Genomic DNA, 24,687 nt, shown 5'->3' with positions numbered 1-24,687 from the left:
GTTCCGGGGGGAACTGCGCCGTCCGGCCCGTGCCTCTCAGCGCACGCCCGCCGCCTTCAGGACCTTCAACGTACCGGTCATAAGGGTGGCCCAGGTCTCGGGTGCGATGCCGGCCGGCGGGGTGAACCCTTGGATGCGTTGGTGGGCGACGGTCTGGGGTTCGGTGTACTTGAGGATCCCGTCGGCGCCGTGGCGGCGCCCGAGTCCGGAGTCGCCCATGCCGCCCATCGGCGCGTCGATGCTTCCCCAGGCCGCGGCGAACGCCTCGTTGACGTTGACGGTGCCGGCGTGCACGCGGGCGGCCACGGCCCGCCCCCGCGCCCCGTCGCGGCTCCAGACACTGGCATTCAGCCCGTACGACGAGGAGTTGGCCAACTCGATGGCCTCCTCGACGTCACGGTAGGAGTAGACCGAGACGACGGGGCCGAACGTCTCGTGGTCGTGCAGCATCATGTCCGGGGTGACGTCGGTGAGGATCGTCGGCTCGTAGAACAGCGGCCCCAGATCCGGCCGAGCCTTCCCGCCCGCGAGCACCGTGGCCCCCTTGGACGCGGCGTCCTGCACGTGTGCGGTGACCGTGTCCAGTTGGGCCTGGTTGGTGAGGCTGCCGACGTCGCAGCTGTAGTCGTAGGCACCGCCGATCTTGAGCTGCCTGGTGCGGGCGACGAACGCGTCGACGAACCGGTCCCGGATCTCCTCGGCCACGTACAGCCGCTCGATGGACACGCACAATTGGCCGGCCGAGGGGAAGCAGGCGGCGACGGCGCCGTCGGCGGCCTTGTCGATGTCGGCGTCGTCGAGGACGATCATGGCGTTCTTGCCGCCGAGTTCGAGAGAGGCGCCGATGAGGCGTTCGCCGGCGTCGCGGGCGATCCTGCGCCCGGTGGCGGTGGAACCGGTGAACATCATGTAGTCGGCGTTGTCCATCAGCGCGCCGCCGATGGAACTGCCCCGGCCGACCACCATCTGCCACACCCCGGCCGGCAGGCCCGCCTCGTGCATCAGGCCCATGGCCCACAATGCGGTGAGCGCGGTCTGGGTGTCGGGCTTCTGCACGACGGCGTTGCCGGCCATGAGTGCCGCGAGGGCGTCACCGGCGGCCATGCTCAGCGGGTAGTTCCACGGGGAGATGATGGCCACGACGCCCTTGGGGTGGCGCAGTTCGGTGGTGTGGGTCAGCACCGGGATCGCGCCGCGGCGGCGCTTGGGTTTGAGGTACTTGGCGGCGCTGCGCGCGTAGTAGCGGGACGTGATCCCGGTGTCGAGCACTTCGAGGTAGGCGTCGCGGCGGGTCTTGCCGTTCTCGGCCTGCATCAGGTCCAGCGCCTCGTCCTGTCGGGCAAGGACGAGGTCGTGGAACCGCAGCATGATCTTCTTGCGCCGGCTCAGCGGGGTGGCGGCCCAGAACTTCTGGGCGATACGGGCACGGGCGAAGGCGCTCTCCACGTCCTCGGGGGTGGAGACCGGCAGGTCGGCCAGCGGGGCACCGGTGTACGGGGCCTTTGTGGTGACCCGCTCGGCGTTGGCTGCGGCCGTGACGCGCGCTGCCAGCTGCTCGATCCGGCCCGGAGTCAGGGAGTCGGGCAGGCCGGAGCCGCGCGCAGCGGAGGGAAGGGTGGCGTGGTCGGTGACCATGGCAGGAGGCTCCTCGTTCGTGTTACCGGCTTCGGACCGAGGTGGGCACCGGCATGTGCAGCGCGAGCTGGCCCTCGGTCACGACGTCGAGCTGGACGGTCCGCATCGGGTTGAGCGAGCGCACGTCGTCGGCCATGCGGCCCTTGCCGAGCTGGAGGTCGACGCCGCGCGGAAGGCGCGCGGTCCCCGCCGACAGGACGTTGGTCTGGCTCAGGGTCGAGTGCCAGGCGCCGTTGATCGTCGTGTACGAGGTGAGCGAGGAGACACGCTCACCACTGCGATGGACGTTCTGCGCCGGTGTGGGCACCGAGAGGGACAGGTCGGTGCCGCCGGAGTCGTTGGCCACGCGGGCGGTGGTGCGGCGGGAGTCGATGTCGACGTCGAGTGCGGTGACCCACTTGGGGAAGCCGTAGCCGTCGTGCCCGCGCACCTGGGCGATCTGCGTGCTCACCGGGAGGGACAGCACGTAGGAGTCCAGGTGCTCGTTCTTGAGGCCGGCGACCAGGTCGACGAAGCCGAGCTTGCCGTGGCGGGCCGGCTTCACCGCGATCCCGACGGCGGCTTCGGTGTAAAAGTCGATGTCGCACACGTCGTAGCGGAAGAACATCACCGAGACCAGGCCGAGTCCGGGCGCGACCTCCAGTGGCGCAAGCTCCTTGGGCAGACGACTGCGGATCGCCCGCGATCGGGCGAGCATCGTCAGCCGGGCCGTCGAGATGCGGTAGTAGAAGTTCGGGGTGAGCGTGGTTCCGATCGGGGAGTCGACCTTGGTCTTTGGCAGCCGGCGGAAGAAGTCCACGCCCCTGACCCGAGGATCGCGGGCGACCTCGTCGAGATCGGTGTCCATCCGGAACCGGTCGTACAGGCCGCCCTTCGGGACGGCGACCGCACGGCCACCCAAGTCGACCTCGATCGTTTCCTGCTGGGACGTAGACATCGCACGGCTCCCTTGCTTGGATGTTAACGGTGGAAACATGAGGCTAGCCATAGATGTAAGCACCGTCAACACTGTGGTGGGCGGGCCGTCTGTGCTGGCCACGAAATGGGCTTGCGGAATCGCCGGCCGAGACCCCGGGTTGGCGGCAACGGGGGAGCCGGGCGGCTCACGCGACGTGGATGGCCTGGCTCCGGCTCTGGGTGCGCCGTGCGCCGCCACGGCATGGATGCGCGCTGGTGCGAGGTGCTCAGGTGTCGTGGAGTGCCGGCTTGAGGGCGTCGACGGCGAGCTTGCGGGCGACATTGGCGGCGTGGGTGCCGCGAAGAGTGGGGCAGCGTGCGTACGCACATGATCCGGCCCCAGGGGTCGGCCGGGCACTGCCGGTGCTGTCCTGCAGCCACGGCGCCGACTGGCTCTTCGGCGACGACGAGACCCGCGACCGCCTCTTCCGCGAACTCGCCGCCGACGCCGGCGCCGTGTGCCTTCCCCTCTGCGGCCGGGACGTCACCGCGGTCCGGGGGCGCCGGCATGGCTCGCGGCTTCCTCGTCCTGGACGGCTGCGTCGAGTGCCGCCACGGCGTACGTGATGTGGCTGTTGTCTGTAAGGCCTGGGCCTGATCCGCTGACGTCACGTCCGCCGGGGTCAGCCGGGTGAGGGCTGGCCGTGGGCGTCGGTCCCGGATGGCCATATGGCCTCTTTCCGGGTCTGGCAGATCGACTGTTGCGGTGCAGCGGTCAGCGGTAGGCGGCGAGGAAGACGCGAGTGCCGGCGGCGGCGTAGTGGTCCAGGTCGGCGTCGGTGTGCTGGACGCTGCCGGTGAACATGGCCTTGTTCACCGGGATCCACAGCAGCAGGCCGGAGAAGTGGTTCGCGGCCAGGAGCGTGTCGTCGATGCGAAGCAGTCCCTGGTCGGCCAGGCGCTGGAAGGTCGCCGCCAGCGTGGCGAGTCCTCGCTCGAAGCCCCGCTCGTACCACTCGGTCCCCAGATCGGGGAAGACGTCGGCGTTGGCGATGATGAGGCGCCGCAGCTGGATCACTTGAGGGTCCGTGAGCGGGGTGAGGAACTGACGGGCGAGCCGGGTCAGGTTCTCTTCCAGATTGCCGTCGGTGGTCGGGAAGTCGGCCAGTAGGTCGATCGTGGCGTCGAGCCGGTCGGTCGTGGCCAGAACGATCTCGGCGAACAGCTTCTCCTTGTCGGAGAAGTGCTTGTAGACGGTCTGTTTGGACACCGCGGCCAGCTTGGCGATGTCATCCATGCTGGTCCCGGAGTACCCCTTGTCCAGGAAGACGCTGGTCGCGGCCTCCAGGATTGCTGCGTGCTTGCGCGCTGAACGGCTGTCCATCATCGACACCTTTTCCCATCTATCGCGTCCTTCGCCGAAGAGTACTGGACTGACTAGTACTCGAGCGAGTACTGTACGGTCTAGTTCCGAAGGGGGCGAGGGCACTGGCCCCCGCGTACCGCGAGTTGAGATTTGGAGTGATTCCTCATGGACAAGGTGCTCTCCGCCGACGGCACGGTCATCGCCTACGAGCGGCAGGGCTCGGGCCCCGTGGTGGTGCTCGTAGGTGGCGCTTTCATGGCGCGTGGTGATTCCGCTGAACTCGCCGGCCTGCTGGCCGAGCACTGCACCGTGATCACCTACGACCGGCGGGGCCGCGGTGACAGCGGGGACAACCCGGCCTACGACGTGCAGCGTGAAGTCGAGGATCTGGACGCGCTCATCGAGGGCGCGGGCGGGGAGGCGATGGTCTTCGGGATGTCCTCTGGTGCCGTTCTGGCACTGGAGGCCGTGGCCCGGGGTAGCGCCGTGACCCGACTCGCCCTGTATGAGCCGCCGTTCATCACCGACGACAGTCGGCCTCCGTTGCCGGCCGACTACGTCGCCCACCTGAACGACCTCGTGAAGCAAGGGGCGTACGGCGATGCGGCCGCCTACTTCATGACCGCGGCCGTGGGGATGCCTGCCGAGGCCGTCGCAGGGATGCGGCAGGCCCCCTTCTGGGCGGGCATGGAAGCCGCCGCCCGCACCCTGCCCTACGACGGCCAGGTCATGGGCGACACCATGTCGGGCCGACCGCTGCCGGCCGACCGTTGGGAGTCCGTGAAGGTGCCCGTGTTCGTCGGCAGCGGGGACGCGGGCGCGCCCCACATGCTCACTGGCGCTCGGGAACTCGCCGCCCTCGCGGACAACTTCACCTTGCACGTCTTCCCGGGCCAGGAGCACGCCATCACCCCGGAGCTCCTCGCCCCCGTCTTGACCGACTTCTTCACCAACACAGATCAGGCATAAACGCGGTCTTCGCCAGCCGGAGGATGTCCCTGGCCGGCTTCACTGCCAGCCCGAGCCCGAGCCCGAGCCCGACCCACAACCCGCACGGTGACGGCGGGACATGCATCCACGAATAGGTCTTCGGCGTCGAGAGCTGGGGCGAGCGCCAGAGCATCGGTGGCGGGCAGAGCAACAGGACGACGACATCGTCCAGGAGAACTTCGCCCGCACGGCGCCTACATCGTGCGACGGCAGATGTTCGACGAAGGGGAGGCCGGCTGGTCTGCTGACCTTGCCGCCTCCCTGAATCGCGAGACCGCCGGGTGACGACGAGTGGGAGGTGACCGACAGGGAGCCGGGTTTCCCGGGACGCAGGGCGGAGCGCTCAGCCCCCCACCCGGAGGTGAGGTCACCGCCAGGCAGGCGGGATGGCGCCGAGCTGCTCGAGAACGTCCCAGCCAGCCGGGCGAGCCGTGGGGTCGGTCCACGGGGCTCCAAGCCCGACCCAGTAACCGCGGCGGGTACGGATGGCCCGCATCGCCTCCCAATTTCCCGGGAGCCCCAGGTCGTCGATGCCGGACTCGCAGCCGCAGGACGGGCAGAGCGTCTCGGAGGGCACGCCGTCGCGCCAGAACAAAGGCCCGGCCAGACCGCAGATCCGGCACAGGCTCTCCGTACCCAGCGACCCGGACTCGGCCCGTTCAAGGACGCGCTGCTCGCGGTCGGCCGGGGGCGGCGGAGGGGTGCGCCACGGTGCGGGGATGTTCATCACTTGCCGGAGTACGTCCCAGTCCCGCGGCTTGCTGCGCGGCCACCACCACTGGGCACCGTGGCCGATCCACCACCCCCGGAAGTCGTGCAGGCCTCGAACACCACTCCATGAACCGGGCTCCGCTCCCATGTCCCCGATCCCGGACTCGCTTCCGCAGCAGTAACAGATGGCGGAGGTCGGCCAGCCGTTCTCCCAGAAGGTGTCGTCGTCCCACCCGCACATGCGGCAGAACTCCTCGGGGGGAACCGGTGTGCCCGACGTCGTGTCACTGTCCGGCATTTTCAGCGCCACTCCTCGGGGATGTTCTGTATCTGTCGCAGGAGGTCCCAGTCCTTCGGGCAGCGGTGGGGCTCTGCCCAGGGGGCACCGCGCCCGACCCAGTAGCCGCGAAGTTCGCGGCCTGGGTGAGGTTGTCGTCACCGATGCCAGATTCGGTGTAACAGCAGCTGCAGATGACATACAGGGGGAAGCCGTGGGCCCCCCACAGGATCTCGCCCTCGTCGTAGCCGCGGACGCGGCATGCGGTCTCATCTCTCTTGTCGGGCATACCGCGATTCTCCGCTCCGTCGCGCCGGCGGTCCGCAGCGGGCCGGACGATCGCTCATGCCTCATGCCTCATGCCTCATGCCAGTTCTCCGGCAGCCGGGGCCGCCGCGCAACAGGCCGACAGCAGACGCTTCCACTTCATGGGATGTTGATACACCGTCAATCCGGGACGCTTAGGTTCCCGAAGCGCCCCTCGCGCCCCCGCCGCCCGACCGGTGCGGCAGGGACGGTCACGAACCCCTGGAGTGATCAAGTGGAACGTCGTGGTTTCCTGCGTGGAGCAGTCGTCGGCGGCACAGCAGCGGCATTCGGCTACACGCTCATGCAGGGCGCGGCCTATGCGGCGCCGGCACAGAAGGGCCCTGGTCCGTACGGAGCGCTCGGCACGGCCGACGCCAACGGCGTCCAGCTGCCCAGCGGCTTCACCAGTCGGGTGATCGCCCGGTCCGGTCAGAAGGTCGGTTCCACCACCTACACCTGGCACGACGCCCCTGACGGCGGTGCCTGTTTCGCCGACGGCACGGGCTGGATCTACGTTTCCAACTCGGAGATCTCCTCCACCGGCGGCGCGGGCGCGATCAAGTTCAACTCGACGGGCTCCATCACCGGCTCGTACCGGATCCTGTCCAACACCAACCGCAACTGCGCCGGCGGGGCGACCCCCTGGAACACCTGGCTGTCCTGCGAGGAGGTCAGCACCGGCTACGTCTACGAGACCGACCCGTGGGGCGTGAAGGCCGCCGTACGCCGCGATGCCATGGGCCGCTTCAACCACGAGGCGGCCGCCGCCGACCCGGTCCGCAAGGTGATCTACCTGACGGAGGACGCCTCGGACGGCTGCTTCTATCGGTTCGTTCCGTCCACGTGGGGCAACCTGTCGGCGGGCACGCTCCAGGTACTCAAGGCCGGAACGGCCACCTCCGGCAGCTTCACCTGGGCGACTGTGCCCGACCCGGACGGCTCGCCCACCCCGACCCGCGACCAGGTCTCCGGCGCCAAACTGTTCAACGGCGGAGAGGGCTGCCACTACGCCAACGACACGGTCTGGTTCACCACCAAGGGCGATGGCCGCGTCTGGCAGCTCAACGTGGCCGCCAACACCTTTGAGCTGGCTTACGACGACTCCCTGGTCGTCGGTGGCGGAGCCCCGCTGACCGGCGTCGACAACGTCACCGGCTCGTCCTCCGGCGACCTGTACGTCGCGGAGGACGGCGGGAACATGGAGATCTGCATCATCACGCCGGACGACGTGGTCGCGACGTTCCTGCGGATCAACGGCCAGTCCTCCTCGGAGATCTGCGGCCCGGCCTTCTCGCCGGATGGCAAGCGCCTGTACTTCTCCAGCCAGCGTGGTACGAGCGGCAGCTCGTCCGGCGGCATCACCTACGAAGTCACAGGTCCTTTCCGCAGCTGATTGACCCAGTGTCACGAGCCGCGCAAGCCTGCCTCTATGAGCTCACCGCAGATGTTGACCAGGCGGCGTCGTTCCAGGCCGCGTTGAACGTCTCGGCGGGCACCCGCTCGCGCGTACGGATCACCGGGTCAGCCGACCGCCGGGGGAGGGGCAGGCACGCTTCGCACCACGTGTCGTCAGTCGGCGGCGTCCAGTGCGTGCATCGCGTGCTGTCTTATCCCTTGCTGTGCCACCAGCGTGGTGTGGTGGCACAGCTTGAACGGCAAGGGCCGCAACGCTTGGGACCACGCCGGGCGTTGGGGCCCACTCCCTGGGTCGAAACATCTGTGGAGGCAAGGCACACTCCGGGCTACTCATGACGCCGTGTAGCGACGATGATGGCGGCATGGCTGCCAGCGAAGAGCTGCTCTGGGACGCGGACGACAAGAGCACGCAGATGACTCCGCGGCTTCGGCGTATGGGGATTACGGCTGGCTGCCTCGGCTTCCTGGCTCTGCTGCTGTGGACGGGTACCAACGCCATATGGGCTCTCTACGCAGGTGCCTTCTACCTGTTCGGGGAGTTCGTGTACTGGGCGTGGGACCGACGGCGTCTGGTGGAGGCGCGCGTCGACCCGGGCGCAGCCGACGGCGAGGCCAGGCTCTGCCTGCGCCGCGTCGGAGGACAGATCACCGAATACGACCCCCACCAGGTGGTCCGGGTCCTGCTCATCCACGACAACGTCCACGACCTGGCGAGACTCCGCCTGAGCTTGCGCGGCAGGCTGCTCCTCTTCGGGCGTCCGGGCTGCCCTGTGGGGCTCACGGCGTGGCGCCATCTGTGTCCGAAAGCTGAAGTCGGCGACAGAGCAGCCCGATGGGGCATGCCAGGAATCCCCGACTGACGCCTGTCTGAGACCTCCGACCGGCTGACCACCGGCATCCGGCCTGTCTGCGTGCCGTAGCCCCAGTGGCATCCCGTAATTCAGGGACATCGCGGTGAACATCGGGCGTGCAGCGGGCTGCCACGGTCCGCGACGCTACACACACCTTGCAGGTCTGACAGTTCGTCCAGGCGTGACGGGCTTTGGCTGGCCGGGGTAGGGCGCGGTCACGCCTCGACCGGGCGGCGTGACCGCGCCGTTCACCTGCGCCGTTAGGACGCGTGCTGCTCCTGCTCCATGTGCCGCGCCGCGCTGCACAGTTGAGGCGTCGGCGAGGCGACGTGGTTGCTTCGGGTGGAGCCGACCGTTCGTGTTCGGGCAGGTCAGGCTGGGTCGCTCACTCGACGCCGGTCTCGTGACTGCGCTGGTCTCAGACCTCTACGATCACTCAAGCCGCAGCAGGGAAGATCGGCGAGACGGGGGAGTTAATGGGTGCACTTGAGCGAGTGTTTTGGGCGGTCGACCGTTACGTAGGAGTGGCTACGGCCCCGGGCCCGATGCCCCTCACTGCAGGGCTCCTGCGCGGCGGCCCTCGGTGAGCAGCGCTTTCACCAGTTGCGATTTCACGCCCGGTGCCACGAACGTGAGGGGTTTGGCGGTCTGGTTCCGGTGGATCTCCATGCGGTGCGCTCCCATGTAAAGATCCACGACCGTTGTCTGTTGGATACCGGTCACGTCGCTCCAGGCCACGGAATCGGTCACCCGGCCGAAGCGGTTGGTCACGGCCACCCCCTGCGCCAGGAGGTAGCACCGGTTCATGCCGAGCCGGGCGCTCAGCAGACGCCATCCGAACGTCACGGTGTAGACAGCGATCACCACCGCCGTCATCCAGACGAGGTTCCCGTCGACCTGGTCGGGGGTGAACACGGTTAAACCGGCCATGACGACCCAGAAGATCAGCAGGAATCCTCGATGTATCTGCAGCAGGGTCCCCGCGAGCGGGGTCATGAGGGCATAGTCCCCTCGGCTCGGACCGAGGCCCAGTCCGGACACGCGAGTGCGCACGATTCCCCCTCAGCCAGATCCGGTCCGAGCCCTGACGTGCGGTCGGCAAGGCAGGGCATACCCCTGCGCACGAGGGATCGAACAGGCTTGACCTGGATCGTGCCGGCTGGTCCCAGCTCAGGGGCACGGAGGCGGGACTGGCCGACGCGGTCGTCGCGGGCACACCATGTACGAGGCCGCCGTCTTCCCGCTCACGCCCATCCGGCGAAGGGGAGCCTTCACGTCTAGGCGCGGCGGAGCTCACGGTTTGTGGGTTACCCAGAGCAGTTCCGCCGGCCAGCGGTGTGCCCAGTCGGGTGGGTCGGTTTCGTTGTAGCCGTTGAGTGTTCCGGGTTCGGGCCGCGGCTCGATGAGGTCGTCGATGATGAGGCCCGCGCCGCGCAAGATCTTGACCCAACCGCCGTAGGTGAGCTGATAGCTGATCGCGCCGTCGTCTTCGGCGATGGTGTTCAGCCCGAAGTAGTCCTGCTGCAGTGTCGTGGTCACGCGGCTGGCGGCTTCGTCGTAGCAGGCTTCGAACCATGGGCTGGCGACGTTGAACACCAGGCGGCCGCCTTCGACCAAGACGCGTGCGGCCTGCGGGACGGCCAGCTGCGGGGGTGCCCAGCTGAGCCCGCCGAAGTCGCAGAACACCAGGTCGAAGCTGGCGGCGGCGAAGGGGAGTTGTTCGGCGGCGCCTTGCACGAGCGGGTAGCGGGCTGCTCCCATCGCGCTGGCCGCTGCGGCGAGTTGGGCTTCGGACAGGTCGAGCCCGATCACGGTGGCGCCTTCGGCGGCGAGCGCCCTGGACCACTGGCCGGCACCGCAGCCGAGTTCGAGGACGCGCTTGCCGGTGACGTCGCCCAGGGCGTGCAGGTGCGCGTCGGGGATGGAGTACATGCCCCACAGCCGGGGGGTGGCGCCGATTTGCGGGTCGTGCTTGTGCTGGTAGGCGCTGCTGATCTGGTTCCAGAGCCGCCGGTTGGCGGGGATGCTGTCCACGTGCCGACTCCAGCACTGCCTGCCGGGGGTGGTCAACACGATTAGGGCACTGGATGCCCTTGCCTCGGTCCGGCCCTGCCGAGGCCCCACGGTCCGGCCGGACGAGTAGCTAGTCGTGCAGAGGCGTATCCAGCCGTGTGGCGTAGGGAAGATGCGCAGGCGTTCACCCCTTCGATGTCCCTGGGTGCAGGAGGGTGGAGGGTAGGGCGTACCGCCCGCGATGAGCTCCCCTCCACGGTCGGTGCTGCCCGCCCGTGGGTGCCGGTGTTGCGGGTATGCGCCGGCACCCATGGTGGGGGTGGTGGTGGCGCTGAGGTCTGGATTGGTGCGCCCGGCCAGCATCCACCAGGATCCTTTCGGGTTACGGCACTTGGGGCTTGGCGCCGCCCGGTGCCGGATTGCGGGGCCTCGAAGTCGGTGTGCTGGAACGCTTTCCTCATCTTGCTCTGGGTGTCGGACAGCGGGCATGTCGCACTGCGTGGGGTTCGTTCACGCCCGTGTCTATCTCGACCACGCCTCGGCGCGGTTGAACGAAGCCCGTCGGCTGATGGAGCGCGGCCGCAGCCTGCCGCCCTCGTGTGCCGCCGTCTCACGCTCTTGGGGCCAAAGGGGGGGCTACTGTCCTGGTCTGCTTCTTCGTCTGCCCGCGGGCCGTGAACAGCCCGCCACCCCGAGGCCGCGGGATGGGCTTCTGTCGCTCCGCACCGGCAACCACTCACTTGCCGGGCGTGTTCCGGCCGGTAGGTGACCGGCTGCCGGTGGCCGAGGGCTGGGTCACGGGGCCGGGCGTGGTCTTGACGGGTGGCCTGCCGCGCGGTCGGTCAAGGACCGGCGATTCGGCCTCCTTTACCGTAATTGTGGCGTGATTAAGCATCTATTTCCCTTGTTTACCGGCCAGGTTGCATAAGGAATGGATGACCGTAAGTGCCTGTTACGGGGCAGCTGCAAGGCATTTAGGGTGAAGGTGCTCGATCAGAACGGACCCCCGCATACCCGCCCTCACCAGGAGAATTCCATGGCAGTTCTGCCCGACGGCGAGTACTTGATCAAGAACCCCGAGACGGACCTCTACATCGATCTGTTCAACGGCAGCCCTGAGCACAACACCCCGATCGTTGGGCTCCCGCTGACCAAGGAGCCCAACCAGAAGTGGAAGGTCACCACCACCAACGGCGTCAACGAGTTCATCATCAAGAGCTCGGTGAGCGGCGAGGCCTTCCTGGGGCTGAGCATCATCAGGATCTTCCCGCCCAGGATCGCGGCCGAGCCGATCCCGGTGCGCTGGTCGATCGAGCCGGTGGGCGATGGCCAGTACCGCATCGCGTTCCCGTTCGCGGACGGAGTGGTCTCGCTGCCCGAGTCTCGCCCGGGCAGCCAGCTGTTCAACGAGCCGTTCCACGGCAGCCCGATGCAGTTCTGGCACTTCGTCCAGGCCTGACCGGCTTGACCGGCCCTTGAGGCAGGGGCGCGCTCACCCCCCCCAACCGGGAGGCGTGAGCGCGCCGCATGCTTGCTGGACGGAGAGGGCTGACCGCCCGGTGACGGCCGATACGTTCGTCAGGCGGGTACGTCGACTGGATCAGACTCCCGAACGCGCTTTGGTCCCGTTCCGTTGAACGCCAGATTCAACCCGAAGGCCACCAACGTTGCACTCGTGACCGGCGAGCCCAGCACGATGCCCACCCCCTCGGGGAGTTTGCTGTACAGATCTGGGGCTACCTCGGGGGCCATTCCGGCACCGATCGAGACGGCCACGATCAACAGATTGTGCGTGCCGTCGAAGTCCACGGTACGGAGTGTGCCGATGCCGACGGTGGCGACCGTCGCGAACATCACCAGGCCTGCCGCGCCGACCACCGGCTGCGGCAATCCGGCGACCAGCGCGCCCAGTTTGGGGATCAGGCCGAGTACCAGCAGCATGCAGCCCGCGACGGTCGCGACGTGCCGGCTGCGGACCTTAGTCATGGTCACCAGGCCGACGTTCTGCGCGAACACGGTGTCCAGGAAGGCGTTCATGACACCGCCGAGGACACCGGAGAGGCCGTCCGCCGCCAGTCCACGTGCCATGTCCGCGGTCGTCAGCTTCCTGCCGGTCAGTTCCGCGACCGCGAGGAGGTCCGCCGTCGACTCGGCGAACAGCACCAGCATCACCACGCACATCGAGAGGACCGCGACCGCGGGGAACTGTGGTGCCCCGAAGTGGAAAGGAGCACTGACCCCGACCCAGTCCGCGGTCCGCGCGGCCGAGACGTCGACCAGACCGAACGGCACCGCGACCGCCGTACCGGCCAACACGCCCAGAAGGACGCCGGTTTGGGCGAGGAAGCCACGGCCGAAGCGGGCGACGAGGAGAATCACGATCACGACGAAGGCGGCGAGGGCGAGCCGCGAGGGCGCGGCGTAGTCGGGGGCCTTCGGGTCGCTGCCGACGACCAGGTTGACCCCGACCCCGATCAGCGCCAGCCCCACTACCGTGATCACCACGCCGCTCACCAGCGGCGGGAAGAAGCGCACCGCTTTCGCGAACGGGTAAGCGACCAGCAGGCCGAAGACGCCTGCTGCCAGCATCGACCCGTACACCGCTTGCAGGCCGTACTCCCCGGCGATCAGGATCATGGGGGTCACCGCGGTGAACGCCGCGCCCGCCATCACCGGCATCCGCACACCCAGGATCCGGCCGACCCCGGCTCCCTGGATGATCGTGACGATGCCCGCCACGAGCAGATCGGCGTTGATGAGCACGGCGATCGTCGCGGCGTCGAGGCCGGCTGCCGCACCGAACACCAGCGGCACCGTCACACACCCCGTGTACATCACGATCACGTGCTGCAGACCGAGCACCGCGAGCCGTCCGAAACCGGGACTCTTCATGGGCATCGTCACCTCAACCACCCTCTCTAGCGTGCGAAGTTGGCGGCTATGCGCTGCTGGATGTAGTCCGCGGCCGTGATCGGCGGATAGCGGCCGGTGGGCCCCTCGATCACCACATCACGGTCGGCCTGCGCGAAGAACGCGATGCTGTGGCGGGCCGACCGGTCGTCACCGGGGCCCGGCGACTTGGCCCGGTGGAAGTTCGACGGCAGCCGGTCGTCGCTCCACCGCATGAGCATGTCCCCGATGTTGCAGGTGATCACGGTGTCGGCCGGCTCCACCGGCGTCCACTCCTGCGCCTCGGCCTCCTTGCCGGGGCACACTTGCAGCCCGCCCTGCCCGTCGCGCTGGAACAGCAGCGTCAGACAGTCGAAGTCGGTGTGTGCGCCCGCCCGCCAGACGTTCGCCGGGATCTCGACGTCCTCGGGTACGGCGAAGTAGTGCAGCATCCGCAGCGTCGACTGGTACTGCTCACTGGCCGGGTCATGGGCGCGCGCGAAGAACCCGTCGGGCAGCCCCAGTTTGTCGGCGAAGCAGGAAAGGACACGCATCGCCAGCTCCCGGCAGTGCGCCTCGAACGCGAGCATGCGGTCCCGGAAACCGGGCAAGGCGTCGTCCGGCCACAGCCCGTCCATGTGCGGCCGGGTCAGCTGGTAGGACTCCTTCTGGTCGGGCGTCCCGATCGACGGACGGACCTGGGTCATGGACTCCCAGCCTGAGTTGAGCCCCTTCTTCAGGGCGTGGCGCGCCTTGGTCTCCTGTGGCAGGGCGAAGAACCGCCCTGCGTCGGCGAACGCCTCGTTCACGACGCCCTGTTCGATGCCGTGGTGCACGAGCTGGAAGAAGCCGATGTCGGTGGCGGCTGCCCACAGCTCCTCGGCGATCTCGGCCTTGCGGGCGTCGAAGTCGCTGAGGTCGATCCGGCGGATCTCCCGGGTGGAGGTCTCGGTGCCGGCCCCGCCCATGCGCGTCTCCTTGGCCAACTCGGCCAGGCCGTACGTCATTTCAGTCATCGCGGCTTTCGCTCCTCGAAGCGATCGTGGGTTTTTGGGGCGCAGTCACCGCCCCTGCGCTCCCCACCGCGGACACTCACAGGCCTGCGGGCACGGTCGCGGCGGACCCCTCAGGCCCGGCGCCGTGGGCTGGCGCGGGACCCAGCGACCCGGGTCCCGCACGCGATGCGTTCAGCCTGCCCGGGGCGTGTTACCACCGGCGATCACGGTGTTACGCGGCAGTAAATCCGAGCCCGGCCGCCAACTCCCGCGACGGCAAACGCACATGCTCCCCATCCCGTATCAGGACCTCGCCACCGACCATGACCACGGCTACGGTCCGGTTGCTTGCGCACGTCAGCAGCGTGGCCCCCGGATCGCGTACGGGAAGGCAGGCGTAGTCCTTCTCGAAGCGGTGCAGGACGAGGTCGGCCTGCATGCCCACCTGGATGCCGTCCGGGCGCTCCTGCAGGCCGAGAACCTGGTTCGCGCCGTTCGCGGCCAGCGCGAACATCTCGGCGAACCCGAGCAGATCGGCCTTGCGGTTCGCTGCCCGCTGCAGGTACGCGCCGATGCGCAGCGCCTCCAGTATGTCCTGGGTGTCGTTGCTGGCCGCGCCGTCGACGCCGAGCCCGACCCGCAACCCGGCGGCCAGCATGTCCGGCACCGGCGCGATTCCGCTGCCGAGGCGCATGTTGCTGAGCGGGTTGTACGAGATACCTACCCCGTGCCGGGCGAGCGTCGCGCGTCCCGCCGCGTCGAGCTCCACACAGTACACGGCGAGCAGCCGCTCCCACAGGAAATCGGCCCGCTCCAGATACTCCACGGCGCCGACCCCCGTGTGTGCGCGGCACATGATGTCGTCCGTCGTCGTCTCCAGGAGGTGGAGCGAGACGGGTAGCCCGCGCTCATCGGCGTAGGCGCGCACGGCCGCCATCCCCGCGGGGGTCAGGCATCGCGGATTGGGTACGGCGACACCGACCTCGACCCTGCTGCCGCGCGCCGCCGCGATCAGCTCGTCGGTGTGCGCGAGCGCGTCCTTCAGGGGCTGCATCAGACGCGGGTCGAAGCCCCACTTGCGGCCGCCGTCCGCGCGGTCGGCCACGCCCCGGCACAACACCGCGCGCACGCCACTGTCGCGCAGCGCACGCAGCACCGCGGCATGCACCTCTGGAGACGGATGCGGCCACATGTGCTCGACGAGCGTGGTGGTGCCGCTCCGCAGCGCCTCCGCTGCCGCGGCTGCCGCGGTCGCGTAGGCCCGCTCGGGAGTGAGCAGCGTGGCTTCCTCGCCGACCGCACTGAGCCACGCGAGCAGCGGCAGGCCCTCGCCGATGCCGCGCAGGCCTGCCTGGAAGAGGTGCGTGTGCGTGTTCACCAAGCCGGGGGTGAGATGGCCGCCGGAACCGTCCAGAACCCGCGGCCCACGGGGGAGTTGGCCAGCTGGTACGACGGCGCTGATCCGGCCGTCGGCCAGGTGGACGTCCGTCCCGGCGTGCCAGCTGTTCGCACGAAAGACGGTGACGTCGGAGATCGTGTCGATGTCGGGCGTCGTCATCAGGCGTGGTCCTTCCGGAGGCGGGGCGCGTGGTGGAACAGCAGGTTGAGGGCGAAGGCGACGATGCCGGCGACCGCGATGCCGCTGTCCAGGACCGTGCGTGCGTAGGAGGGGAGCGGCGCGTAGAAGTCCGGGGCGCCGACCGGAATCATCCCGAGACCGAAGGCGAGCGCCGCGGTCAGCAGATTGCGGGAGTCGGTGAGGTCGGCACGGGCCAGGATGCGCAGACCGACGGCGCCGACCATGGAGAACATGACGAGCGAGACTCCGCCGAGGACCGGTCCCGGCACGGCGGCGACGGCACGCCCCGAACACGGGAACGAACGCGAGCACCACCATCAACAGGCCGGACAGCGCCACGACATGACGACTGCGTACCCGCGTCACGCTGACCAGACCCACCGACTGCCCGAACGTCACGATGGGGAAGGAGGCGAGAGCTCCCGACGCGGCGGTCGCCACACCGTCCGCGCGCAGCGCCCGCACGACGGTGGGGGCGTCGTCCCCGCGCTCGACGATCTGCCCGACGGCGAGCGTGTCGCCGACGGACTCGACCATGTTCACGAGCTGTACGACGAGCATCGCCGCGATCGCCGGAACAACGAACGTGGGTGCTCCGAAAGCGGTCGGGTCCGGCGCCGTCACCGCGTGCGCGTCTGTCATGCCCGAACCGTCGAACAGACCGAGCGGCAGGGCGAGCACGGTCCCCGCGGCCATCGCGACGAGCACCGAGAACCGGGCCAGAGCGGGTGGCGCGAGACGCTCCACCACCACCACGACCAGGACGGTCGCCGCGGCGAGGGCAAGCCCGCGCCCGCCCCCGGCACCGTGGCCCCCGCTGATGAGCCCGGCCGCTGATGGCACCAGCGAGAAACCGATCACAGCGATGACGGTTCCGGTCACCAGCGGCGGAAAGAGATGCAGCCATCGTCCGAACCACGGTGCGACGGCCACGGTCACCAGACCTGACACGATCGTCGCCCCGAACACGGCGGCGAGGCCGTGCTCCTTGCCGATCAGCACGGCGGGCGTGATCGCGGTGAACGTCGACCCCATCACGATCGGCAGCCGGGCCCCGACGCGCTTCACGCCGAGCGACTGCAACAGAGTGGCCAGCCCGCTCACCAACAGATTGGCGCTGATGAGCAGTCGTATCCGGTCCTCGGGCAGATCCAGTGCGGTGCCCACCAACAACGGCATCGTCGCCATGCCCGCGTAGGCGACGAGCAGATGCTGCAGGCTCAGCGGCACCAGCTGGCGCATCGGCGGCCGGACATCGACGGGGTGCGGGCCCGGCTCGGGTGCGACGGCATGCGTGGGTACAGCCATCGTTCCTCCTGAAAGCTCGGCGGAAGACGGCTGGTTAGCGCCGAGGCCGGTGAGCGCCTTTGCGCACATCGGCCGTTGCAGCCATGACCGGTGTAGAGGAGACCGTAGGGACGGAGTGTTTCCCACTGGTTGCCGCCAGAAATCCGGTGCAGAACACGCCCCGGCGAGCAGTGCCCAAGCCTCATCGAGCAGTCCATGCAGGAGAAGCCGACGCGTACGCTCCCATCCCACTCAACGCCCGCGGTTCTCTGAGTGGTGGGCCGTGGCGGGAGACTTGCGGGATGCCGGGCGGGTGGGGCTGGGCTTGGGGTTCGCCGCCTGAGCTGCAAGGTGGTGAGCCGCGAGGTCAGAAAACAACGCCTGGCCGCCGTCGGCTATATGTGGGCATGCGTCTGACGAAGAGGTCACAAGGCCGGCCGGGTGGTGGTAGCTGCTATCACCTGCCGTCTTCCCAGCCGTCCCAGCCGTCCCAACCACCGCGCCCACCGCGGGGCCTGGTGTGCGCAGGGGCGTAGCGGTGCACGTGCGGGTGACGGGCCTTGCGCGCGCACCCCTGCGCTGCCTGATGCCGTGCTGCGCTGCGTAGAAGACGGGCGGGCCGAGGCGGGCGGGTGCACATCCCGTCCCGTCGCCGAGCGCGGTCAACGGAGCGACGACACTGCTGCGCAACGGTGGCTGCGCAGCCACCGACGCGCAGGGTGAGCGTCATGGGAAGGATGGGCCCGCCCGGCGTGCAGTGGTTCCCATGGTGCTGTGGCCTGCAGTGGTCGGGGGTTGCGGCGTGAGTGATCAGGTTGGTGTGGATGTGGTGGTCGGTATCTACCACCGGTGCGCAGGCCGGTCGGGAGCTGGCGCTGGGGCCTCTGCGCGGACGCGATGAGCCCGTACTCTCCTCGCGGCGTCGAACCCGTCGCGCGCGTGCAGCGATCCTGGCTGCGCAGGACCGCCGAGCACACCCCAGGTGATGGGCTGCCTCGGGCTGAGGTCTGACTCATGGCACGACTGACCAGCGTCCGAGCCACTCAGTGCCGGTTGTTGGCAGGGGGCAGGGGACAGTGCGTTGTCGGTGCCGGGCCGGCAGGGGCCTGGCGGTTGTTGTGGCGTCCTCACGTTTCTCACCGTCTGACGCAGCCCGGTGCCTGCAACGCGACACGTCATCGGACGGGAAGGGGAATCCGGCATGGTCGGTGCTCGCGCCGGGTCCGGGCAGTGAGTTGGCCCGCAGGCTGTGGGGGAGCAGGTGGACCGGGCGGACAGCCGGGAGGTCCTGGAGCGGGGCGTGCCCAGGTAGCGGCTACCGGAGGCGTCACTCGGCGGCGGGTTCCGTGTGCTGTGCGTCTTCGGTGGCGGCCCAGGCCGAAAGCAGCCGCAGGGTGTCGCGATCGCGGGTGTTGGGCTCGGCGCTGTATGCGGTCAGGGTCAATCCGGGCTGGGCGGGCAGCGCCATGGCGTCGAAGTCCAGGGTGAGTTCACCGACCTCGGGATGGCGGAAGGGCTTGCGGCCGGTGTGGTGCAGGCGCACGTTGTGCTTGGCCCAGGCGAGGCGGAAGGCGTCGCTACGGGTGACCAGCTCACCGATCAGGTTGGTGAGGTCGGAGTCGTGCGGGGCGCGCCCGACCTCGGTGCGCAGCAACGAGACCGTGGTGTTGAGGGCCGCGTCCCAGTCGGGGAAGAAGTCCTGCCCGGCAGGGTCCAGGACTTGGAAGCGGGCGATGTTGACCGGCTGCGGTGCCGCGTCGGTGAACAGTGGAGCATACAGGGCGCGGCCGAGCCGGTTGATGGCCAGGATGTCCAGACGCCCGTTGCGTACGAAGGCCGGGCTGTCGGTCATGGAGTCCAGGACCCGCTGGATGCTGGCCGGCACGGGAGTACGTGACCTCCTGACGCGGCGGGCGGGCCTGCTGCGCTGGGCGGCGGCCAAGTCGAAGAGGTGGGCGCGTTCGGCCTCGTCGAGCTGGAGCGCGTTGCAGACGGCGTCGAGGACCTCCTCGGAGGCGCCGGCGAGGTGGCCGCGCTCGAGGCGGACGTAGTAGTCGATGCTGACACCGGCGAGCAGGGCGACTTCCTCGCGGCGCAGTCCCGGCACGCGGCGGTTGCTGCCGAAGGCGGGCAGTCCGGCCTGCTGCGGGGTGATCTTGGCGCGGCGGCTGGCGAGGAATTCACGGATGTCGTGGGCGGTGTCCATACCGCCAGGCTAGGGCCGAAAGGTCTGATCTGGGGGGTCCTGCCAGTACCTGTAACGACAGTACCTTCCGTGCGCCGGTGACCTGCGGTTTCCTCGATATCGGTGGGACTGCGCGACGGTGGGGAACCGCTCGACCGCCACCCTCTGGGGCTGCCGGTTGGGCAGCTTCCGCAGACAGTGGTCCTACCGGAAGGCACTCGACTATTACAGGGAGTCATCACATGGCGAAGCAGTCCGCGCCCAAGGAGCTGGCGCCGATCGCGCCGAAGCTGGTCCAGATCACCGACGACGTGCTCTTTGGAGACGTGTGGGAGCGCAGCGAGCTCTCTCCACGGGACCGGAGCCTGGTGACGGTGAGCGTGCTGGCCGCGCTGTACCGCAGCGAGCAGTTGCCCTACCACCTGGGCAAGGCCCTGGAGAACGGGCTGACCGTGGAGGAGCTCTCCGAGGCCATCACCCACCTGGCGTTCTACGCGGGCTGGCCCAACGCGATGACCGCGATCAAACAGCTGAAGAAGATCGCCGACGAGAACGCGGTCTGAGGCCGCCGCACGCGTCACCGGGCCGAGCAAACCCGCCCTCATCCCCACGCAGAAGCCTCGTCGAATCCCCTCATCGGCCAAGGAACGCAGATCATGGAACACATCACCTCCACTCCCACCGCCAAGGCCCCGGCCGAGCGGTTCACCGGCGACGTCTACCTCAACCCCATCGAGATGCCCTCAAAGGCGGCCCGGTTGGCCTCCGCATTGGTCCGCTTCACGCCCGGTGCCCGTACGAACTGGCACTCGCACGCCAACGGTCAGGTCCTCTACATCACCGACGGCGTTGGCCTGGTCGGCATCCGCGACGGCAGTGTGGTGCGCGTGAGCGCCGGCCAGACCGTCAAGTGCCCTGCCGGCGAGGAGCACTGGCACGGCGCCACCCAGACGACCTTCATGGCGCATATCGCCATGGTCGTCGGCAACAGTGAAGGTGACGGCACCAGGTGGCTGGAGCCGGTCACCGACGAGCAGTACATCGCCTCCCAGGCCGCAGGCACCGGGTGACCGCCCCGGACACGGCCGTCTTCCGCATCCAGGCCGTCCGCCCGGGCAGACGCGCGCCCCGCTCAGCGGAGCGTTTATCAAGACCCTGCTGTGCCTCTGATCGCTGGCCTGGCCGCTGTCCGGGACACGAGCGGCGAGCAGCCCCCTCTGCATCCACGATTGCCCCGTCCGGCTTGCCGGAGGCAGGCAGTCGCATTCGACCCGAGCGACCTTCTCGTAAGCATTCTGGGCGGCTGCTCACCGAGCCACCCCGGCTGCATCCTGGGCCCCACCGCATCCCTACAGGAGTCGACACGAGCACCTGGGGCATCAAAGACCTTGACTAGATCGCGGCCGCGACGAGGTGCTGCACGTCACCGCGCAACGCGCCGATGGGGCCCTGCGCACCTTCCCCGCCACCTGGATGGTCAAGCTCGGCGCCATCGCCTCCGGCATCATCCGGTTCGCGGCCCCCGCCGGTGACTTTCCGGTCACCATCGACACCGCCAACTGAAACGCTCACCCAGTCCGGCCACGCCGACACGCTCGGCCGGCCGTACTGTCAGCACCCCATCCACGGCGAAGGAGACGCACTCCATGCACACACGCACACTCGGTCAGGGCCTCGTGGTCTCGGCGGTCGGTCTGGGATGCATGGGCATGTCCCAGAGCTACGGCCCCAATCCCGGCAGCCGTCAGGACATGATCCAGGTCCTGCGCTCCGCAGTCGACTCGGGTGTCACCTTCTTCGACACTGCCGAGGTCTACGGTCCCTACGTCAACGAAGAGCTCGTTGGTGAGGCCCTCGCGCCCGTACGGGACCAGGTGGTTCTGGCGACGAAGTTCGGCTGGCGCATCGAGAACGGTGCTTCTGCCGGACTCGACAGTCGCCCCGAACAGATCAGGCGTGTTGCCGAGGCTTCCCTGAGCCGTCTGCGCAGCGACACCATCGACCTGTTCTACCAACACCGCGTCGACCCCGACGTGCCCATCGAGGAAGTGGCCGGCGCAGTGGGGGAACTGGTCCAAGCCGGCAAGGTCCGCCACTTCGGGCTCTCCGAGGCATCTGCCGCCACGATCCGCCGGGCCCACGCGGTATACCCGGTGACGGCCGTGCAGAGCGAATACTCCCTGTGGACCCGCGACCCCGAGCCTGAGGTCCTGCCGGCCCTGGCCGAACTCGGCATCGGCTTCGTCCCGTTCAGCCCGCTCGGCAAAGGCTTTCTGACCGGCACGGTCGATGCAATGACACCCTTCGCCAAGGACGATATCCGCACCTCGATCCCGCGGTTCACCCAGGACAACCGGGTGGCCAACCAGACCCTGATCGACCACGTCGCCGCCCTCGCCAAGAACAAGAACGCCACCTCCGGACAGATCGCCCTGGCCTGGCTTTTGGCCCAGCACCCGTGGATCGTCCCGATTCCCGGAACCCGCCGGATTCAGCGCCTGGAGGAGAACGCCGGGGCGAGCCAGGTCGCCTTGTCGGCGGATGAGATCGCCGACCTGGACGGCGTAGCGACCCGCCTGCGCATTCACGGCGACCGCTACAACGCCCTGCACCTGGGCCTCGTTGACCGCTGAACCGGGACTCGCCAGCGCGTCGTTACCGAACCGACGCGGCTGACCGGGCTCGCCTTTGCATGAAGGCGATGTTTGTAGGGGGCCGCGGTGGGGCGGAGCCCTGGCGGGCGGCGGCATACGATGCGCCGAGATCGCCGTGCCAGGGCCCCGACGCGCAAGCTCGTCCTTGGCCGGCCAGCCGACCGACGGGCTCAGGCGTCGCGCACCGTCTTGCTCACTTGGTCGAGCAGCATCCGCAGCTGCGTGCTCTGGTCCGGTCCCAGGCCCTCGGTGATGTGATGCTCTATGTCGGCGATCACCTGGTCGGCGGCGCGCAGCGCTTCTCGTCCGACGTCGGTGAGGTGCAGTTCCTGCACGTGGCGGTGTCGCGGATGCTCGCGCCTCTCCAGCTGCCCACGGCCTTCCAGGCGTGCCACCAGCGAGGCCACGGCCTGGGGGGTCACGTTGAGGCGGCGCGCCAACTCGGCGCCGGCCAGCCCTGGTTCGCTGTGCACCGACATCAGCAAGGTGTAGTGCGCGGCGGCCATGCCCAGCGGGCGCAGTCGCTGTTCCTTGAGTGTCTGAACCGCCAACTCCGCGCGGCGCAAAGCCCAGGTCACCCGGTCGAGCGCGCCGAGCCCGACAGGCTCATCGTCATCGCGTGTCACCAGAACAAGGGTACGGCACTTCATGACTATCAAGCGTTTGACAGCTGGCTAACGCTTGAGGCATGCTCGAGGCATGACTCGTGATGCCGCTCTCATCACCGGTGCCTCTTCCGGCATCGGCGCCGAATTCGCCCGTCTCCTGGCGGACCACCACGACCTTGTCCTGGTGGCGCGCCGCGCGGACCGGCTCGCCGCCTTCGCCGGGGAGCTGCGCGCCCGGGGTGCAGCCGTGGAGGTGCTGCCCGCTGATCTCGGCACCCACGAGGGCATCACTGCTGTCGCCGGTCGCCTCGCCGCGGGGGACGTGCGCCTGTTGGTCAGCAACGCCGGCGCCGGCGGTTACGCCCCGCTCATCGACGTCGACCCCGCCGACATCGACCGCCTGCTCACCCTCAACGCCGTGGCACCCGTTCAACTGATCCGCGCCGCGCTTGCCGGAATGCTCGCCGCCGGAGAAGGCGGGATCATCACGGTGGCCTCGCTGTTGGCCTTCAGCGGTGGCCTCGACGATCCCCGCGCACCACGACGCACTCTCTACGCGGCGGCGAAGTCCGCCACCGTCGCCTTCACCCGAACCCTCGCAGGTGAGCTCGCCGACGCGCCCATCCGCACGCAACTGCTGCTGCCCGGCGTCGTGGCCACGGAGTGGAACCAAGGGGCCGGCCGCGACATCCCCTGGGCGATGACCCCGCAGGACGTCGCCTCGGCCAGCCTTGCCGGCCTGCGCCTCGGGGAGACCGTGTGCACACCTGGTCTGGAGGACCAGGACGCAGCCCTTGACGCCCTGCTGGCCGCGGAGTCCGCTCTGCTCACCGGCGGCAATCAGCCCACCCCCGCAACCCGCTACCGCGGCCCGCAGGCGTAGCAGCGGGCAGGCCCCCGTGAGTACGACGGGTGGACGCGCTCAACCCCAGCGTGGCATGGCCGTTGGGGGATCCCCCAGGGTGCGCCTGGATAGAAACCAACCACCGCCAGATCCGGTCGGCGTCACTCGCTGTCATCAATGCCGGTTGGTACCTCGATCCCGACGACTTCACCGGCTCCGATCATGCCATCAGGGTGTGGGACCTCCTCACCCTGAGCAGCACGGTGATCGACCTGCCGGCGGGCTGCACAGGCGTTGCCGCCGCCGGGCAACTCTTGGTGTGCACGTTCGGCAAGGACATCGCTACGTTCGAGCTCCGCTCGGGCAAGGCGCATCCGAGCGTGTGATGGAGTGTCATGCCCCTCCCTGATCTCCTCCGCCGAGCTGCTGCGCGAACCCAAGCGCACCACCACTGAGGCGCAGAGGTACGGGCATGCGCGCTTGCAGTTCTCGGGCCGGGAGCCTCCTTATGACTTTGGTGAGGGCCTGAGGGTGCCTTGACCGAGGGTCGGTGAGAGCGGACGACTTGCTGTGGTGGTGGCTGTGGTACGCCGTGGGGTCAGCGCCGCGCGCAGCGCGGGGGTGAGGACCTGGCGGGTCTGGGACGGGGTGAGGGCGGCGGGGGTGGGCAGCGGGTTGAGGTAGCGGGTGTAGATCAGGCCGCCGAGGATCGTCACCACGGCCGTGGCGCGGGCGGTCGCGTCCCGGCCGCCGAGAAATTCAACAAGCCGGGCCAGCAGCTCGCGTTCCAGGTATTCACGGATCACTTGGGCGGCCTGATCGCCCTGCGCGGTGAGCTGGCGGAAGTCGGCGTCCTCCCACAGGCCGGTCACTGCGTCGATCAGGCGGTCGGGGAGGGTGGCCGCATCGCCGCCCAGCACGTCGTCCACCGCCAGCGCATGGGCGCACTGGAACTGCATCACGTCCGCGAACAGGCCCTTCTTCGAGCCGAAGTGGTAGGCGATCAGCGCCGGGTCGACCCCGGCGGCCTCGGCCACCGCGCGCAGGGTGGCGCCTCGATAGCCACGCTCCAAGAACAGCGCACGGGCCGCCGAGACGATCGCCTCGCGGGTCGGCGGATTGCCGCGCGGGCGGCCTCGGGGACGGGCGGGGGCAGGGCCGACGTTATTCATCAGCGTTGA

At 68.8% G+C, this 24,687-nt stretch carries 24 protein-coding genes and 1 pseudogene; 11 read left to right on the top strand and 14 right to left on the bottom strand.

Annotation, left to right across the window (positions count from 1 at the left end; all coding sequences use genetic code 11):
* Positions 1 to 36: 36 nt before the first annotated feature.
* Together ACWGIH_RS33725 and ACWGIH_RS33720 are read right to left on the bottom strand one after the other, a co-directional pair.
* Positions 37 to 1,635, bottom strand: coding sequence for a succinic semialdehyde dehydrogenase (locus ACWGIH_RS33725; protein ID WP_453448996.1), 1,599 nt, complete (start codon positions 1,633 to 1,635; stop codon positions 37 to 39).
* Between the two features lie 22 nt (positions 1,636 to 1,657).
* Positions 1,658 to 2,572: an acetoacetate decarboxylase family protein gene (locus tag ACWGIH_RS33720; protein WP_453448995.1), complete on the bottom strand. Its 915-nt coding sequence runs from the start codon at positions 2,570 to 2,572 to the stop codon at positions 1,658 to 1,660.
* A 326-nt stretch (positions 2,573 to 2,898) separates the two neighbouring features.
* Between ACWGIH_RS33720 and ACWGIH_RS33715 the strand changes: the two genes are divergently transcribed.
* Positions 2,899 to 3,159 carry a hypothetical protein gene (locus ACWGIH_RS33715; RefSeq protein ID WP_453448994.1) on the top strand — a complete coding sequence of 87 codons (261 nt, stop codon included), beginning with the start codon at positions 2,899 to 2,901 and terminating at the stop codon, positions 3,157 to 3,159.
* A gap of 148 nt (positions 3,160 to 3,307) precedes the next feature.
* Here the strand turns inward: ACWGIH_RS33715 and ACWGIH_RS33710 are convergent, their stop codons facing one another.
* Entirely contained in the window at positions 3,308 to 3,916 is a 609-nt protein-coding gene (locus ACWGIH_RS33710; RefSeq protein ID WP_453448993.1) for a TetR/AcrR family transcriptional regulator, read from the bottom strand.
* A gap of 147 nt (positions 3,917 to 4,063) precedes the next feature.
* On the opposite strand from ACWGIH_RS33710, the gene ACWGIH_RS33705 reads away from it, so the two are divergent.
* A complete protein-coding gene (locus ACWGIH_RS33705) occupies positions 4,064 to 4,867 on the top strand; it encodes an alpha/beta fold hydrolase (protein WP_453448992.1) in 804 nt (267 codons plus the stop codon).
* A 388-nt stretch (positions 4,868 to 5,255) separates the two neighbouring features.
* Here ACWGIH_RS33705 and ACWGIH_RS33700 read toward each other — a convergent pair whose 3' ends face one another.
* Positions 5,256 to 5,897, bottom strand: a complete 642-nt coding sequence (locus tag ACWGIH_RS33700) for a hypothetical protein (protein ID WP_453448991.1) — start codon at positions 5,895 to 5,897, stop codon at positions 5,256 to 5,258.
* 520 nt (positions 5,898 to 6,417) lie between these two features.
* Between ACWGIH_RS33700 and ACWGIH_RS33695 the strand changes: the two genes are divergently transcribed.
* A complete protein-coding gene (locus ACWGIH_RS33695; RefSeq protein WP_453448990.1) occupies positions 6,418 to 7,578 on the top strand; it encodes an alkaline phosphatase PhoX in 1,161 nt (386 codons plus the stop codon).
* A gap of 385 nt (positions 7,579 to 7,963) precedes the next feature.
* The gene (locus ACWGIH_RS33690) at positions 7,964 to 8,461 is read left to right on the top strand and encodes a hypothetical protein (RefSeq protein ID WP_453448989.1); all 498 of its coding nucleotides are present in this window, start codon (positions 7,964 to 7,966) and stop codon (positions 8,459 to 8,461) included.
* A gap of 543 nt (positions 8,462 to 9,004) precedes the next feature.
* On the opposite strand, the gene ACWGIH_RS33685 is transcribed toward ACWGIH_RS33690, so the two are convergent.
* Both ACWGIH_RS33685 and ACWGIH_RS33680 read right to left on the bottom strand, forming a co-directional pair.
* Positions 9,005 to 9,448 (bottom strand): hypothetical protein, encoded by a 444-nt coding sequence (locus tag ACWGIH_RS33685; protein ID WP_453448988.1) that lies wholly within the window; start codon positions 9,446 to 9,448, stop codon positions 9,005 to 9,007.
* 297 nt (positions 9,449 to 9,745) lie between these two features.
* On the bottom strand, positions 9,746 to 10,486 hold the full coding sequence (locus tag ACWGIH_RS33680) for a class I SAM-dependent methyltransferase (RefSeq protein WP_453448987.1): 741 nt from the start codon (positions 10,484 to 10,486) through the stop codon (positions 9,746 to 9,748).
* Positions 10,487 to 11,501: 1,015 nt separating this feature from the next.
* Here ACWGIH_RS33680 and ACWGIH_RS33675 point away from each other — a divergent pair.
* A complete protein-coding gene (locus ACWGIH_RS33675; RefSeq protein WP_453448986.1) occupies positions 11,502 to 11,924 on the top strand; it encodes an RICIN domain-containing protein in 423 nt (140 codons plus the stop codon).
* A gap of 119 nt (positions 11,925 to 12,043) precedes the next feature.
* On the opposite strand, the gene ACWGIH_RS33670 is transcribed toward ACWGIH_RS33675, so the two are convergent.
* The 6 genes and pseudogenes from ACWGIH_RS33670 to ACWGIH_RS33645 all read right to left on the bottom strand — a co-directional run bounded on the left by ACWGIH_RS33670 (position 12,044) and on the right by ACWGIH_RS33645 (position 19,421).
* Positions 12,044 to 13,357 carry a nucleobase:cation symporter-2 family protein gene (locus ACWGIH_RS33670; protein WP_453448985.1) on the bottom strand — a complete coding sequence of 438 codons (1,314 nt, stop codon included), beginning with the start codon at positions 13,355 to 13,357 and terminating at the stop codon, positions 12,044 to 12,046.
* Between the two features lie 26 nt (positions 13,358 to 13,383).
* Positions 13,384 to 14,370, bottom strand: a complete 987-nt coding sequence (locus ACWGIH_RS33665) for an isopenicillin N synthase family dioxygenase (protein ID WP_453448984.1) — start codon at positions 14,368 to 14,370, stop codon at positions 13,384 to 13,386.
* A gap of 211 nt (positions 14,371 to 14,581) precedes the next feature.
* A complete protein-coding gene (locus ACWGIH_RS33660; RefSeq protein WP_453448998.1) occupies positions 14,582 to 15,907 on the bottom strand; it encodes an amidohydrolase family protein in 1,326 nt (441 codons plus the stop codon).
* A complete protein-coding gene (locus ACWGIH_RS33655; RefSeq protein WP_453448997.1) occupies positions 15,907 to 16,161 on the bottom strand; it encodes a hypothetical protein in 255 nt (84 codons plus the stop codon). Before ACWGIH_RS33655 ends, ACWGIH_RS33660 begins: the two co-directional genes overlap by 1 nt.
* 115 nt (positions 16,162 to 16,276) lie before the next feature.
* Positions 16,277 to 17,107 (bottom strand): annotated as a pseudogene (locus ACWGIH_RS33650) (solute carrier family 23 protein); the annotation flags it as partial.
* 1,435 nt (positions 17,108 to 18,542) lie between these two features.
* Positions 18,543 to 19,421, bottom strand: coding sequence for a helix-turn-helix transcriptional regulator (locus ACWGIH_RS33645; protein WP_453448983.1), 879 nt, complete (start codon positions 19,419 to 19,421; stop codon positions 18,543 to 18,545).
* A 221-nt stretch (positions 19,422 to 19,642) separates the two neighbouring features.
* Between ACWGIH_RS33645 and ACWGIH_RS33640 the strand changes: the two genes are divergently transcribed.
* The 4 genes from ACWGIH_RS33640 (at position 19,643) to ACWGIH_RS33625 (ending at position 22,033) form a co-directional block, all read left to right on the top strand.
* Positions 19,643 to 19,963, top strand: coding sequence for a carboxymuconolactone decarboxylase family protein (locus tag ACWGIH_RS33640; RefSeq protein ID WP_453448982.1), 321 nt, complete (start codon positions 19,643 to 19,645; stop codon positions 19,961 to 19,963).
* A 93-nt stretch (positions 19,964 to 20,056) separates the two neighbouring features.
* On the top strand, positions 20,057 to 20,470 hold the full coding sequence (locus ACWGIH_RS33635; RefSeq protein ID WP_453448981.1) for a (R)-mandelonitrile lyase: 414 nt from the start codon (positions 20,057 to 20,059) through the stop codon (positions 20,468 to 20,470).
* A gap of 343 nt (positions 20,471 to 20,813) precedes the next feature.
* Positions 20,814 to 20,963, top strand: coding sequence for a hypothetical protein (locus tag ACWGIH_RS33630; RefSeq protein ID WP_453448980.1), 150 nt, complete (start codon positions 20,814 to 20,816; stop codon positions 20,961 to 20,963).
* An 83-nt stretch (positions 20,964 to 21,046) separates the two neighbouring features.
* On the top strand, positions 21,047 to 22,033 hold the full coding sequence (locus ACWGIH_RS33625) for an aldo/keto reductase (protein ID WP_453448979.1): 987 nt from the start codon (positions 21,047 to 21,049) through the stop codon (positions 22,031 to 22,033).
* A 191-nt stretch (positions 22,034 to 22,224) separates the two neighbouring features.
* Here ACWGIH_RS33625 and ACWGIH_RS33620 read toward each other — a convergent pair whose 3' ends face one another.
* On the bottom strand, positions 22,225 to 22,680 hold the full coding sequence (locus ACWGIH_RS33620) for a MarR family winged helix-turn-helix transcriptional regulator (RefSeq protein ID WP_453448978.1): 456 nt from the start codon (positions 22,678 to 22,680) through the stop codon (positions 22,225 to 22,227).
* Positions 22,681 to 22,753: 73 nt separating this feature from the next.
* Between ACWGIH_RS33620 and ACWGIH_RS33615 the strand changes: the two genes are divergently transcribed.
* Both ACWGIH_RS33615 and ACWGIH_RS33610 read left to right on the top strand, forming a co-directional pair.
* Positions 22,754 to 23,545, top strand: a complete 792-nt coding sequence (locus ACWGIH_RS33615; protein ID WP_453448977.1) for an SDR family NAD(P)-dependent oxidoreductase — start codon at positions 22,754 to 22,756, stop codon at positions 23,543 to 23,545.
* A 29-nt stretch (positions 23,546 to 23,574) separates the two neighbouring features.
* Positions 23,575 to 23,892: a hypothetical protein gene (locus ACWGIH_RS33610; protein WP_453448976.1), complete on the top strand. Its 318-nt coding sequence runs from the start codon at positions 23,575 to 23,577 to the stop codon at positions 23,890 to 23,892.
* A gap of 120 nt (positions 23,893 to 24,012) precedes the next feature.
* Here the strand turns inward: ACWGIH_RS33610 and ACWGIH_RS33605 are convergent, their stop codons facing one another.
* On the bottom strand, positions 24,013 to 24,678 hold the full coding sequence (locus tag ACWGIH_RS33605) for a TetR/AcrR family transcriptional regulator (protein WP_453448975.1): 666 nt from the start codon (positions 24,676 to 24,678) through the stop codon (positions 24,013 to 24,015).
* Positions 24,679 to 24,687: the final 9 nt, after the last annotated feature.

The sequence above is a fragment of the Streptomyces sp. NPDC054872 genome (genome assembly GCF_053610705.1).
The sequence above is the reverse complement of the archived record's forward strand: the minus strand, read 5'-3'. Positions and strand labels throughout refer to the sequence as shown.